11 protein-coding genes are annotated in these 12,208 nt (G+C 76.5%); 7 read left to right on the top strand and 4 right to left on the bottom strand.

What is annotated here, in order from left to right:
- Positions 1–15: 15 nt before the first annotated feature.
- From AC1VL8_RS02500 to trmB, 3 genes are all read left to right on the top strand, one after another.
- Positions 16–1,281, top strand: a complete 1,266-nt coding sequence (locus AC1VL8_RS02500) for a UDP-glucose dehydrogenase family protein (RefSeq protein WP_483076173.1) — start codon at positions 16–18, stop codon at positions 1,279–1,281.
- Between the two features lie 154 nt (positions 1,282–1,435).
- Positions 1,436–2,212: a VOC family protein gene (locus AC1VL8_RS02505; RefSeq protein ID WP_483074001.1), complete on the top strand. Its 777-nt coding sequence runs from the start codon at positions 1,436–1,438 to the stop codon at positions 2,210–2,212.
- A 75-nt stretch (positions 2,213–2,287) separates the two neighbouring features.
- Positions 2,288–3,052 carry a tRNA (guanosine(46)-N7)-methyltransferase TrmB gene (trmB, locus tag AC1VL8_RS02510; protein ID WP_483074002.1) on the top strand — a complete coding sequence of 255 codons (765 nt, stop codon included), beginning with the start codon at positions 2,288–2,290 and terminating at the stop codon, positions 3,050–3,052.
- A gap of 145 nt (positions 3,053–3,197) precedes the next feature.
- Here trmB and cydC read toward each other — a convergent pair whose 3' ends face one another.
- The 3 genes from cydC to AC1VL8_RS02525 all read right to left on the bottom strand — a co-directional run bounded on the left by cydC (position 3,198) and on the right by AC1VL8_RS02525 (position 7,469).
- Positions 3,198–4,964: a thiol reductant ABC exporter subunit CydC gene (cydC, locus tag AC1VL8_RS02515; protein ID WP_483074003.1), complete on the bottom strand. Its 1,767-nt coding sequence runs from the start codon at positions 4,962–4,964 to the stop codon at positions 3,198–3,200.
- The gene (locus AC1VL8_RS02520; RefSeq protein ID WP_483074004.1) at positions 4,961–6,916 is read right to left on the bottom strand and encodes an ABC transporter ATP-binding protein/permease; all 1,956 of its coding nucleotides are present in this window, start codon (positions 6,914–6,916) and stop codon (positions 4,961–4,963) included. The genes cydC and AC1VL8_RS02520 overlap by 4 nt, the downstream gene beginning before the upstream one ends.
- A gap of 163 nt (positions 6,917–7,079) precedes the next feature.
- Positions 7,080–7,469, bottom strand: a complete 390-nt coding sequence (locus AC1VL8_RS02525) for a DUF5997 family protein (protein WP_483076174.1) — start codon at positions 7,467–7,469, stop codon at positions 7,080–7,082.
- 196 nt (positions 7,470–7,665) lie between these two features.
- Here AC1VL8_RS02525 and AC1VL8_RS02530 point away from each other — a divergent pair, with 196 nt between their 5' ends.
- From AC1VL8_RS02530 to AC1VL8_RS02545, 4 genes are all read left to right on the top strand, one after another.
- Positions 7,666–8,526, top strand: coding sequence for a LysR substrate-binding domain-containing protein (locus AC1VL8_RS02530; protein WP_483074005.1), 861 nt, complete (start codon positions 7,666–7,668; stop codon positions 8,524–8,526).
- Positions 8,527–8,536: 10 nt separating this feature from the next.
- On the top strand, positions 8,537–9,271 hold the full coding sequence (locus AC1VL8_RS02535) for an SIR2 family NAD-dependent protein deacylase (protein WP_483074006.1): 735 nt from the start codon (positions 8,537–8,539) through the stop codon (positions 9,269–9,271).
- Between the two features lie 39 nt (positions 9,272–9,310).
- Complete coding sequence (locus AC1VL8_RS02540; protein WP_389231951.1) at positions 9,311–9,796, top strand: hypothetical protein; 486 nt, start codon at positions 9,311–9,313, stop codon at positions 9,794–9,796.
- A gap of 89 nt (positions 9,797–9,885) precedes the next feature.
- Entirely contained in the window at positions 9,886–11,367 is a 1,482-nt protein-coding gene (locus AC1VL8_RS02545) for a DHA2 family efflux MFS transporter permease subunit (protein ID WP_483074007.1), read from the top strand.
- A gap of 18 nt (positions 11,368–11,385) precedes the next feature.
- On the opposite strand, the gene AC1VL8_RS02550 is transcribed toward AC1VL8_RS02545, so the two are convergent.
- A complete protein-coding gene (locus AC1VL8_RS02550; protein WP_483074008.1) occupies positions 11,386–12,183 on the bottom strand; it encodes a DUF3800 domain-containing protein in 798 nt (265 codons plus the stop codon).
- Positions 12,184–12,208 lie beyond the last annotated feature (25 nt).

Raw genomic sequence — 12,208 nt, forward strand, 5'->3', positions numbered from 1 at the left:
ACCCACGCGGTCGCGATGGCCGAGCTCGGCTTCGAGGTCCTCGGCGCCGACACCGACCAGGGCAAGGTCGACGCCCTCGCCGCCGGCAAGGTGCCGTTCTACGAGCCCGGGCTCGACCCGCTGCTCGAGAAGCACCTCGCCACCGGCCGGCTGCGGTTCACCTCGGACCTCGAGGAGGCCGCACGGTTCGGCGACGTGCACTTCATCTGCGTCGGCACGCCGCAGATGAAGACCAGCCACGCCGCGAACCTGGCGTACGTGGAGTCCGCGGCGACCACCATCGCCCGCAACATCACCAAGGACGCGCTGATCGTCGGCAAGTCGACCGTCCCGGTCGGCACCGCCGCGCGGCTGCGCACCCTGATCGCCGCCGAGCTCCCCGCGGGCCGCTCCGCCGAGCTGGTCTGGAACCCCGAGTTCCTGCGCGAGGGCAAGGCCGTCGACGACACGCTGCACCCCGACCGCATCGTGCTCGGCGGCACCAGCGCCCAGGCCGAGGCGACGCTCCGCGAGGTCTACGCCGGCCCGATCGCCGAGGGCACCCCGGTCGTCGTCTGCGACCTGCCCACCGCCGAGCTCGTCAAGGTCAGCGCCAACGCGTTCCTCGCCACGAAGATCTCGTTCATCAACGCGATCTCCACCGTGTGCGAGGCCGCCGGCGCCGACGTCACCGTCCTCGCCGACGCCCTCGGGCACGACGTGCGGATCGGCCGCCAGTTCCTCAACGCCGGCCTCGGGTTCGGCGGCGGCTGCCTCCCGAAGGACATCCGCGCGCTCATGCACCGCGCCAACGAGCTCGGCGCCTACCGGGCCTCGGCGCTGCTCCAGCAGGTCGACGAGATCAACATGGGCCAGCGCGAGCGCGTGCTGGACATGGCGGTCGAGGCCTGCGGCGGCTCCGTGCTGAACCGCCGGATCGGCGTCCTCGGGGCGGCCTTCAAGCCGGACACCGACGACGTCCGCGACTCGCCGGCGCTCAACGTCGCGGCGGCGCTGCACCTGCGCGGCGCCCAGGTCACCGTCTTCGACCCGGAGGCCGGCGACACCGCCCGCCGCTCGTTCCCGACGCTGTCCTACGCGACCTCCATCGAGGAGGCCGTCGAGGGCACCGACGTCGTGCTCGTGCTCACCGAGTGGGACGAGTTCGCGAACGCGGACGCCGAGAAGCTGGCCCCGCTGGCCACCCACGCCCGGGTGGTCGACGCGCGCGGCCGGCTCGACCCCGCGCGTTGGCGCGACGCCGGCTGGCAGTTCGCCGGGCTGGGTCGCACCGCCGCCTGACAGGCGGCCACGGTCGGGGGCGTCCCGGCAGCACGGCGCGCGGAGGGGGCGCCGGACTGCCGGGGCGCCCCTTCCGCGTGTCGGGGGTCGGTGGTCTGATGGGGCTGCGGGCGGCTCGCGCCCGCGCACCCGCACCGACGCGAGGGGGACGACCATGAGCGTGCGCGAGGAGCCCTGGGACGAGGGGACGCCCTGCTGGGCGGAGCTCGCGGTCCCCGACCTGGAGCGCGGCCGCCGGTTCTACGGCGAGCTGCTCGGGTGGGAGTTCGCGATCGGGTCCGCGGAGACGGGCTACTACAGCGAGGGCCTGGTCGGCGGGCGGCGCGTCGCCGCGCTCAACGGGTACCGGCCCGACTCGACCGCGCCCGTGTCGTGGCTGACGTTCCTCGCCGCCGCCGACACGACCGCGACCGCCGCGCGCGCGACCACGGCCGGTGCCGTCGCCCTCGCCGGGCCGGTGGACGTCATGGGCTTCGGGCGGATGGCGGTGCTCGCCGACCCGGTCGGGGTGCCGTTCGCGCTCTGGCAGGCCGGCACGTCGCTGGGCGCCGAGGTCGTGAACGAGCCCGGCACGATGATCTGGAACGAGCACATGTCGAGCGACTGGACCCGCGCCCGCGACTTCTACACCGGCACGTTCGGGCTGACGCCCGAGGACATGAGCGCCCCGGGCTTCGACTACGCGACGCTGCAGCGCGGCGACCGGGCCGTCGGCGGGATCGGCGCCTGGGACGACGCCCCCGGCTGGCAGGTCTACTTCGGCGTGGCGGACACCGACGCGACCACCGCGGCGGCCGAGCGGCTGGGCGGTGCGGTGGCCCTCGCCCCGCAGGACAGCACCTACGGCCGGCTCGCGTGGGTGGTCGGGCCGTTCGGGGAGCGCTTCTGGCTGATGTCGACCGACGAGGCCAGCACCCCCGCGGCACCCTGACCGCGCTGATGCGGGCCCGGCGCCGGTGCGGGTGCGGCGCCGGTGCGGCTGCGGCGCGCGACTACCCTCGACGCCGTGCCCGCACCCGACGACCACCCCGCCCGGCCCGGCGACGCGTTCCGGCACGCCTCCAAGGCGACCGGCGAGTCCGTCCGCACGTTCCACCCCCGCCGCGCGACCCTCGGTGCCCGCCGCGGCGACGCCCTCGACCGGCTGTGGCCCGCGCTCGGGTTCTCGGTGCACGACCCGGACCTCGGCCTCGCGCCGACCGGGCCCGACGGGACGCTCGACGCCGCGCGGCTGTTCGGCCGCACGGCGCCGGTGGTGCTCGAGATCGGCTCCGGCATGGGCGACGCGACCGCCGAGATGGCCGCCGCCGACCCCGCCCGCGACTACCTCGCCGTCGAGGCGCACCTGCCCGGCATCGCGCACCTGCTGACCCTCGTCGAGGACCGCGGGCTGACCAACGTCCGCGTCGCGCACGGCGACGCCCTCGACCTGGTGCGCCGGGTCGTCGCCCCCGACTCGCTCGACGCGGTGCACGTGTTCTTCCCCGACCCGTGGCCCAAGGCCCGCCACCACAAGCGGCGCATCATCGCCCCGGCCCACGTCGCGCTGCTGCGCAGCCGGCTCGTGCTCGGCGGCACCCTGCACCTCGCCACCGACTGGGCGCCCTACGCGGAGCAGATGCTCGAGGTCGTGACCGCCGACGAGGGCCTGGCCAACGCGCACCCCGGGTACGCCCCGCGCCCCGCGCACCGCCCGGTCACCAAGTTCGAGCGCCGCGCCCTCGACGCCGGCCGCCCGGTCCACGACCTCGTCGCCACCCGCACCCGCTGACCCGCCCGACTCCCGCACCCTCCCCGCCCCCCCTCCCCGGCGCCCACCCGGCCGACGAGAGGTCACGACACGCTGGCGCACCGGGGCGCCGCCCAGCGTGTCGTGACCTCTCGTCGCCGGCGCGCGCGAGGGTGCGGGGTGCGGGTCAGGCCCGGGGCGGGAGGCGGACGACGCGGTCGGCGGTGCGGACGGCGCCCGGGCGGTGGGCGATGACCAGGACCGTGCGGCCGCGGGCGGCCTCGGCCAGGGCGTCCTGGATCTCGGCCTCGGTGGCGACGTCGAGCTGGCTGGTCGCCTCGTCGAGCACCAGCACGGGCGCGTCCAGGAGCAGCGCGCGGGCGATCGCGACCCGCTGCCGCTGACCGCCGGACAGCCGCTCCCCCATCTCGCCGACCCGGGTCTCGTAGCCGTCGGGCATCGCCACGACCGCGTCGTGCAGCGCGGCGCGACGGCAGGCCTCGACGAGCTGCTCGTCGGTCGCGTCGGGCGCGGCGAGGCGGAGGTTGGCGGCGAGGGTGTCGTTGAACAGGTAGGTCGTCTGCGACACGACGGCCACGTGCCGGCGCAGCTCGTCGAGCGACACGTCGCGGACGTCCACCCCGCCCAGCAGCACCCGGCCGGCGTCGGGGTCCCACGCGCGGGTCAGCAGGTTGACCAGCGTCGACTTCCCGGAGCCGGAGGCGCCGACGACCGCGGTGGTCTCCCCCGCCGGCACGTGCAGGTCCAGGCCGGTGAGCACCGGGCGGCGCTCGGGGGCGCTGCCGCCGGCGAGCGCGACGGCAGCGGGGTCGTCGGGGTCGACCTCCACCTGCGGGTAGGTGAACGCGACGCCCTCGAACCGGATGTCGAGCGGCCCGTCGGGCAGCGGCACCGGGTGCGCGGGCGAGGTGGTGGCGGGGGCGGCGTCGGTGATCCGCCAGATCCGGCGGGCGGACGCGAACGCCTGCTCCAGGTCGGGGGCGACGCCCTCGACGGCCAGGACGGGGGTGAACACCGCCAGCGCGAGCACGACCGCCACCGCGTAGTCGCCCCAGGCCAGCGCACCCGCGGAGACGCGGCCGGCACCGACCAGCGCGACCGTCACCACGGCACCGACCAGCAGCACGCCGTTCGCCGCCCGGCGGCGCGCGGTCCAGGTCGCGAGCGTGCCGAGACCGGCGTCGACGTCCTCGGCGAGCGCCCGGGCGTCGGCGCGGCGGCGGTCGGCCGCGCCGAACGCCAGGACCTCGCGGACGCCCTGCAGCGACTCGGTGACGAGCTGGGCGACGCGGCCGCGGGTGGCGCGGACGCGGGTCGCGGCGGCGGCGCTGGGGGTGCGGCCCCAGCCGGGCACGACCGCGCCGACGAGGACCAGGAACGGCAGCAGGACCAGCGCGAGCACCGGGTCGTAGCCGACGGCGAGCACGACGAGCACCACCACCGGCACGACCATGGCCGTCACCGCGGGCACGAGGGTGTGCGCGAAGAACACCTCGACGCGGTCGACGTCCTTGGTCGCGCGGTTCACCAGGTCGCCGGTGCGCCGGGACAGCACGCCCGCCGGCGACTGCGGGGCCAGCCGGTCGTAGAAGTCGACCCGCAGCAGGGCGAGCGCCCGGAACGCCACGCCGTGCCCCGCGAACTGCTCGAGGTAGCGCAGCACGCCCTTGGCCAGCGACATCACGACCAGCGTCCACACCACCGGGGCGACGGCGGCGTCCGGGTCCTGGGCGACCCGCGCGACGCCCCAGGCGCTGACGCCGAGCAGGCCGATGCCGAGCAGCTGGGCCAGCACCCGGCAGACCAGCGACGCGGCGAGCGGTGCGAGGACCGGGCGGCCGAACCGCACGAGCCGGCGGGAGACGGCCGTGCGGCTGAGCGGGGTGGCGGTCGAGGTCGGGGTCGCCGGGGGGCGGGCGGTGGCGGTGCTCACGGCGTGACCTCCTGGGCGGTGCCGGACAGGTCCAGCGCGCGGGCGTAGTACGAGTCGAGCGCGCCGAGCCGGTCGGGCGGACCCTGCTCGACGATGCGGCCCTCCGCGAGCACCAGCACCTCGTCCACCCGGCGGACCGTGCTCAGCCGGTGCGCGACGACCACCACGGTGCGGCCCTCGCCGGCGCGGTCCAGCGCCTCGACCAGGGCCCGCTCGGACGCGGCGTCGACCTGGCTGGTGGGCTCGTCCAGCAGCAGCACGGGCGCGTCCTTCAGCAGCGCCCGGGCGACCGCGAGCCGCTGGGCCTGGCCACCGGACAGCGACAGGCCGCGCTCGCCGACCCGGGTCGCGAGCCGGTCGGGGAACCCGCGCACGTCGTCGGCGAGGTTCGCCTCGGCGAGCACCGACCACAGCAGGTCGTCGTCGGCGTCGGGCGCGGCGAGCCGGAGGTTGTCGGCGAGGGTGCCGGTGAACAGGTACGTGCTCTGCGCGACGACGGCGGTCTGCGCGCGCACCCAGGCGACGGGGACGGTGGTGGCGTCGTGCCCGCCGACCCGCACCTGCCCGGAGGCGGGCCGCAGGTGGGCCTGCAGCAGCGCGGCGACCGTGCTCTTGCCGGAGCCGGACGGGCCGATCAGGGCGACCCGGCCCCCGCGCGGCACCGCGAACGAGACGTCGTCGAGCACCGGGCGCCCGCCCGGGTAGGCGAACGAGACGTGCTCCAGCGCGACGGCCTCGGGCGCCGGGGCACCGGCCCGGGGTGCCGCGTCGGCCGGCGGACCCACGAGGGTGCTCGTCGCGGGGACCCGCACGCCCGGCGCGTCGGCGGCGACCGCGTGCTGCGCGAGCAGGGTGTCGATCTCCCGCACCGCGGCGCGGCCGCCCATGCCGACGTAGAAGAACGACCCCACCCGGTCGAGCGGCTCGAGCAGCACCGTCGACACGAGCACCACCGCGACCGCCTGGCCCGGCGTGATCGCCCCGTCCCGCAGCCGCGCCATCGCCAGACCCGCGGCCGCCGTGACCATCGCGAGCGAGAACGACGAGTCGATGACCAGCAGCACCAGCTGGTTGCGCGCCAGCAGGCGCATCACCATCCGGCGCAGCTGCTCGGCACCGCGGGCGAGCTCGGCGCCCTTCGCGGCGGCGCGGCCGTACGCGGTGGAGGTCGGCAGGCCCTGGATCGCGTCGAGGAACTGGGCGGCGAACCGCCGCGCCGTCGTCCGGTACTGCACGGACACGCCGCGGAACGCCTTCTGGAACCCGCCGACCAGCAGCGGGATCGCCGGGAGCAGCAGCGCGAGCCAGCCCGCGAGCACCCAGTCGACGACCGCCCCGAGCGCGACGAGCGCGATCACCGGGACCGTCATCGAGGCGAGGATCGGGAACCGGAAGGTCACCTCGTACGACGCCGCGCGCTCGACGCCGTCGGTCGCCGTCGACACGAACCGGCCGGCGCGCTCCTGCGTGCGGAACGCGACGCCGAGCCGGAACACCTGGTCCAGCAGCACGTCGCGGCGCTGAGCCTCGCGCGGACCGACCGCGGCGAGGCTGACCCGCGGGCCCGCGAACGCCGCCGCGGCCATCACGACGACGCCGAGGACGAGCGCGACCACCGTGCCCGACGAGGTGCCCGCGCCGGTGCGCGCGCCGTCGAGCACCGCGCCGAGCGCCAGGTACACGGTCGTCGTGCCGGCGGCGACCACCCAGGTCAGCAGCGCGGGCAGCACGGCGGTGCGCCGCGGCAGCGGCGGGGTGGGGACGACCGGGGGGCCGACGGGCCCGGCACCCGGGCGACCGGGGTGCCCGCCGCCGGGGTGACCGGGGTGACCGCCGGGGTGCCGCGGATGCCCGCCGGCCTGGCCGGGGTGCCCGCCGCCCGGACGTCCCGGGTGCCCGCCGGGTCGCCCACCCGCTGCCGGACGGCCGGTGGCGGCGTGCGGTGCGGTCATGCGGGAGCCTCCGTGCAGGGTTCGCAGCCCCGTGCGGGTGGGGCTCATCGGTCAGCACCATGCCACCACCCGCGCCGGTCCCGCTCGCCGAGGGCGCATCCCGCCTCATACGCCGTCGCAACGGCGAGTACGCCCTCGCGGGGGCGTCAGGGGCGCGGGGGCGTCAGGCGCGCGGGGCGTCCGGGGGCGTGGAGCGCTCGGCGGCGCGGGCGGCGTCGCGCTCGCGCAGGCGCTGCTCCTCGCGCTTGACCTCGGCCTGGGTCGCGCGCTCGCGGTGGAGCCACTCGGGGCTCTCGGCGATGATCGCGTCGATCTGCTCGGTGGTCAGCGGGTCGGTCAGCCCGGCCCGGCCGAGGCCCGACGTCGAGATGCGCAGCCGCGCGGCGACGACGGAGCGGGGGTGGGGTCCGGTGCGGCGCAGCTCGGCGAGCCACTCCGGGGGCGTGCGCTGCAGGGCGTCGAGCTGCTCGCGGGACACCGGGCCGGCCTGGAACTCCGCGGGCGTCGCGGGCAGGTAGACGCCGAGCTTCGCCGCCGCGGTCGCGGGCTTCATGGTCTGCGTGGTGCGCGCGCGGCGGGCGGGCGCGGCGCCGGCCTGCTCGGTGGTGCTGCCCTGCTCGGCGGGGCTGGCCGGGGCGGCGGGGCTGTCCTGCGGGTCGGAGGTCACCGCACCAGGATACGGACCGTGGGCGCCCCGCGTCGCCGCCCGCGCGGCACCCGCCCGGCGCCCCGCGGCTACGCTGGCCGCGATGTCCGAGCACCCCGCCGCCGCCGACCCCTCCGAGCTGGCCGGCCCGCCCCCCGAGCCGTCCGTCGCCGCCGTCGACGGGCCGCCGGACGGCGCCGTGTTCCGGCTGCTCCTGGTGCCGGGCGTCGTGCCCGCGTCGTGGGTGCGCACCTGGCGCGAGCGGGTCACCGACGTGCCGCTCGAGCTGGTGCACGCCCCCGCCGCCGACGCCCAGGACGTGCTCGCGGCGGGCGGGGCCGAGGCGGCGTTGCTGCGGCTGCCCGTCGACCGCGACCGGGTGTCCGCGATCCCGCTGTACACCGAGACCACGGTCGTCGTGCTGCCGAAGGACCACGAGCTGACGACGCTCGCCGAGGTCGGCCCGGACGACCTGGCCGAGGAGACCCTGATCACCCCCGCCGACGACGTGCTGCGCTGGGCCGACGCGCCCGGCGAGCCGTCGCTGCTCCCGCCGCCCGCGACCACCGAGGAGGCCGTCGCGCTGGTGGCCTCCGGTGTCGGGCTGCTGCTGGTCCCGCAGTCGCTCGCGCGGCTGCACCACCGGCGTGACCTCACCTACCGCCCGCTGACCGGGGCACCCGGCTCGCAGGCCGCCCTCGCCTGGCCGGCGGACCGCGACGGCGACCCGCTGGTCGAGGAGATGATCGGCATCGTCCGGGGCCGGACCGCGAACAGCTCCCGAGGACGGGCCGCGACGCCGGCGGCCGAGCCGGACGCGCGGAAGAAGAAGGCGTCCGAGCCCCCGAAGGGCCCCCGCCGCGCCGGTGGTGCCCCCGGGCAGAACCGCGGCGCACGCAAGGCCCCCGGGCGCGGGGCGGGCGGCGGCGGCAGGTCCGGCGGTCGCGGCGGCCGGGGCAGGTAGGCCCGTGCACATGCCCGCCCCGGGCCTGCGGGTCACGGTGCTCACCGGCGCCGGGATCTCCACGGGCTCCGGCATCCCCGACTTCCGCGGACCCGCCGGGACCTGGACGCGGCACCCCGAGCAGGCCGAGCTGCTGGAGGTCGGCCGCTACGTCGCCGACCCGGACGTCCGGCGTCGCGGCTGGGCGATGTGGCGCGCGCACCCGGCGTGGGACGCCCGGCCGTCCGCCGGGCACCTCGCCCTGGTCGAGCTCGCCGCCGCGGACCGGCTGCAGGCGCTGCTCACCCAGAACTTCGACGGCCTGCACCAGGCCGCGGGGTCCGACCCCTCCGACGTCGTCGAGCTGCACGGCACGCTGCGCACGACGTCGTGCCTGGCGTGCGGGGACCGGCAGCCCACCCGGGCCGTGCTCGCGCGGCTCGACGCCGAGCCCGACCCGCCGTGCACCGTCTGCGGCGGGGTGCTCAAGCCCGACGTCGTGTACTTCGGTGAGCGGCTGCCGGACCGCGCCCTCGAGCGCGCGATCGCGGCGGCTCAGGACGGTGACGTGCTGCTGGCGGTCGGCACGACCCTGACGGTCCAGCCCGTCGCGAGCCTCGCGGCGCTGGCCGTCGACTCCGGCGCCGAGCTGATCGTGGTCAACGCCGAACCCACCCCGTACGACCACCTCGCGGAGCGGGTGGTGCGCGAGCCGATCGAGGTCGCGCTGCCGCCGCTGGTCACGGAGCTGCTGGCCCGGGACTGACCGCTCATCCCGGCATCTGCCCGTGCCGATGTCGACCGGGTGACCCCTCGTCGGATCGTCCCCGCGCTCGTCCTCGCCGCGCTCGTCGTCGGGACGGTGGTCTACGCGGCGCCCTCGTGGTGGGAGGCCGGCCGGCAGCTCGCAGCCGAGCGTCGGTGGCCGGGCGAGCGCGCCGAGATCGAGTCGGCGCTCCTGGCGGTCGACCTCCCGGCGCGGTACGACCCCGTGTCGTGCGACGCGGACCCCGTCGCGGGGTCCGGTGACCGGTGCTGGCGGGTCACCGCGCTGCCCGAGGAGGTCGTCGACGAGCTCGGCACCGCGTTGCGCGGCGTCGCCGAGGACGTGCTCACGACGGTCGCCCCGCCAGGGCGGCACGGGTCGGTGGGCGCGGACGCCGTCGGCCTCGTGGCGGGGCGGACGGTCCAGCTGACCGCGTGGCGCGAGACCGACGCCGCCGCGCTCCCCGCGACCCCCTTCGGGTCGACGACCCTGGTGCGGCTCACCGCTGATCTCAGCGCACCCTGAGCACACCCCACCGCTTTCGTGTACCGCACAGGTGTCGTAAGGTCACGCAGCCCCTCCCCACCCCGTGCCGTCCCCTGCGAGGCTCCCGCATGTCCAGCACCGTCCGCCCCTGGCCCGCTCTGTGGGCGCTGGTCGTCGGGTTCTTCATGATCCTGGTCGACACGACCATCGTGTCCGTCGCGAACCCCGCGATCATGCGCGGCCTCGAGACCGACATCGACGCGGTCATCTGGGTGACCAGCGCGTACCTGCTGACCTACGCGGCGCCGCTGCTCGTCACCGGCCGCCTCGGCGACCGGTTCGGCCCGAAGCCCGTGTACCTGACGGGCCTGACGGTGTTCACGGTCGCGTCCGCCGCGTGCGGGCTCTCGACGTCCATCGGGATGCTCATCGCCGCCCGCGCCGTCCAGGGCCTCGGCGCCGCGCTGATGACGCCGCAGACGATGGCGGTCATCACCCGGCTGTTCCCGCCGGACAGCCGCGGCAAGGCGATGAGCCTGTGGGGCGCGGTCGCCGGCGTCGCCACCCTCGTCGGCCCGATCCTCGGCGGCGTGCTGGTCGACGGGCTCGGCTGGGAGTGGATCTTCTTCGTGAACGTGCCGGTCGGGGTCGTCGCGTTCGTGCTGGCGTGGCGGCTCGTGCCGCGGCTCGACACCCGCCCGCACCGGTTCGACGTCGTCGGCGTGGTGCTGTCCGCGGTCGGCATGTTCCTGCTGGTGTTCGGCATCCAGGAGGGCGAGTCCTACGACTGGGGGCTCATCGGCGGCTGGCTGCCCGTGTGGGGCCTGGTCGGCGGGGGCGTCCTGGTGCTCGCGGTGTTCGTGTGGCACCAGGGTCGGATGCGCGGCGAGCCCCTGCTGCCGCTGCGGCTGTTCCGCGACCGGAACTTCGCGCTCGCGAACGGCGCGATCAGCGCCCTCGGGTTCACGGTCACGTCGATGTCGCTGCCGCTGGTCTTCTACTACCAGCTGGTGCTCGGCTTCTCCCCGACCCGCTCGGCCCTGATGCTCGCGCCGATGGCCGTCATGACGCTGGTGCTGTCGCCGGTGATCGGCCGCCGCGTCGACACCGCGAACCCGCGCACCATCGCGCTGGCAGGGATGCTGCTGCAGGCGGTCGCGCTCGTCTGGTTCACGTTCTGGCTGACGCCCGACGCCGACCGGTGGGTCCGGCTGCTGCTGCCGAGCGCCCTGCTCGGCGTGGCGAACGCGTGCCTCTGGGCGCCGATCTCCTCCACCGCCACCCGCAACCTGCCGCGCGAGCTCGCGGGCGCCGGGTCGGGCGTGTTCAACACGACCCGGCAGATCGGTTCCGTCCTCGGGTCGGCTGCCATCGCCGGCCTGATCCAGGCACGCCTGGTCGCCGAGCTCGGCCCGCAGGCCGCCGGCTCGACCTCGGCCGCCGAGGCCGCGGGCACGCTGCCCGAGGCGATCGCGGGCGGCTTCTCCGACGCGATGGCCCAGTCGCTGCTGCTGCCCGCGGGCATCGCGGTGGTCGGGGCGGTGGTGGTCGCGTTCTTCGCCGCGCCGCAGCGCGCGGGCGCGGACGCGCGGGTCCACGTCGGCGGCTGACGGGACGCTCGCGGAGGGCTAGGCTGGCCGCGCGGACCCGCCCCACTCTCGTGGACCAGGCGGGTCTAGCTGTGTCCGGGGGGTTAGCAGGCGCGGGGCGCCGTGCGGGTCGCGCTGCGCGAGGTACCTCGGGTACCAGTCCCAGCCGAAGGCGTTGCCGGGGTACCGGTCGAGCGTGAGGTTGGCCGCGTAGGCCACGAGGTCGGCCATCTGGGTCCACTGCGACAGCCTGCTGTCGTGCGCCACCGGATCCTCGATCACGTGCCGCTCGTCGAGCCTGAGGCTCCGGTGCGCATCGCGGTAGTGCCGGTCGTCGCCGTCCATCGTGACGTGCCCGTAGGTCGCGTCCCTGCGGAGCTCGTCGTCCAGGGTGTGGACGAGGTCGGCGTACGCGGCGAACTTCGCCGCCCCGTAGCGCCGGCCGGCGTGGGCGCCGACCTGCCGGAACACCGCCCCGACACGCAGGTGCTCGCACGCCGCCAGCGTCTCGAGGCACCGGACCGCGACGGCGCGCCCGAGGTCCTTCCACAGGACCGCGCCACTGCGCCGGAACCGGACCGGCGGTTCGGTGGAGATCTGGGACCTGCCGTTGACGTACTTGGTGCAGTGCAGCTCCTGGGCGACCGGGACCGCGAACTCGTGGACGAGCGACTTGCGGAGGTCGAGCCAGGCGCGCAGCGCGGGCGCCCAGCCCGCCGGCGCGACCTCGACCCAGCCGTAGATCACCAGCCCGCTGCGATCGCTCCCCGAGTCGTCGACGTACAGCATGCGGCTGAGCTGCCCTGTCACGGGGTGGGGTCGAGGTCCGGTCGTCATCGCCGGACCGTAGCGCTCCGGCACA

The organism is Cellulomonas sp. KU4C (assembly GCF_056868065.1).

Excerpts from the sequence above, each read along its gene's own strand:
- AC1VL8_RS02500 (WP_483076173.1), top strand. The coding sequence starts at position 16 with ATGGCCGAGCTCGGCTTCGAGGTCCTCGGCGCCGACACCGACCAGGGC.
- AC1VL8_RS02505 (WP_483074001.1), top strand. The coding sequence starts at position 1,436 with ATGAGCGTGCGCGAGGAGCCCTGGGACGAGGGGACGCCCTGCTGGGCG.
- AC1VL8_RS02520 (WP_483074004.1), bottom strand. The coding sequence starts at position 6,916 with ATGACCGCACCGCACGCCGCCACCGGCCGTCCGGCAGCGGGTGGGCGA.
- AC1VL8_RS02525 (WP_483076174.1), bottom strand. The coding sequence starts at position 7,469 with ATGAAGCCCGCGACCGCGGCGGCGAAGCTCGGCGTCTACCTGCCCGCG.
- AC1VL8_RS02530 (WP_483074005.1), top strand. The coding sequence starts at position 7,666 with ATGTCCGAGCACCCCGCCGCCGCCGACCCCTCCGAGCTGGCCGGCCCG.
- AC1VL8_RS02535 (WP_483074006.1), top strand. The coding sequence starts at position 8,537 with ATGCCCGCCCCGGGCCTGCGGGTCACGGTGCTCACCGGCGCCGGGATC.
- AC1VL8_RS02545 (WP_483074007.1), top strand. The coding sequence starts at position 9,886 with ATGTCCAGCACCGTCCGCCCCTGGCCCGCTCTGTGGGCGCTGGTCGTC.
- AC1VL8_RS02550 (WP_483074008.1), bottom strand. The coding sequence starts at position 12,183 with ATGACGACCGGACCTCGACCCCACCCCGTGACAGGGCAGCTCAGCCGC.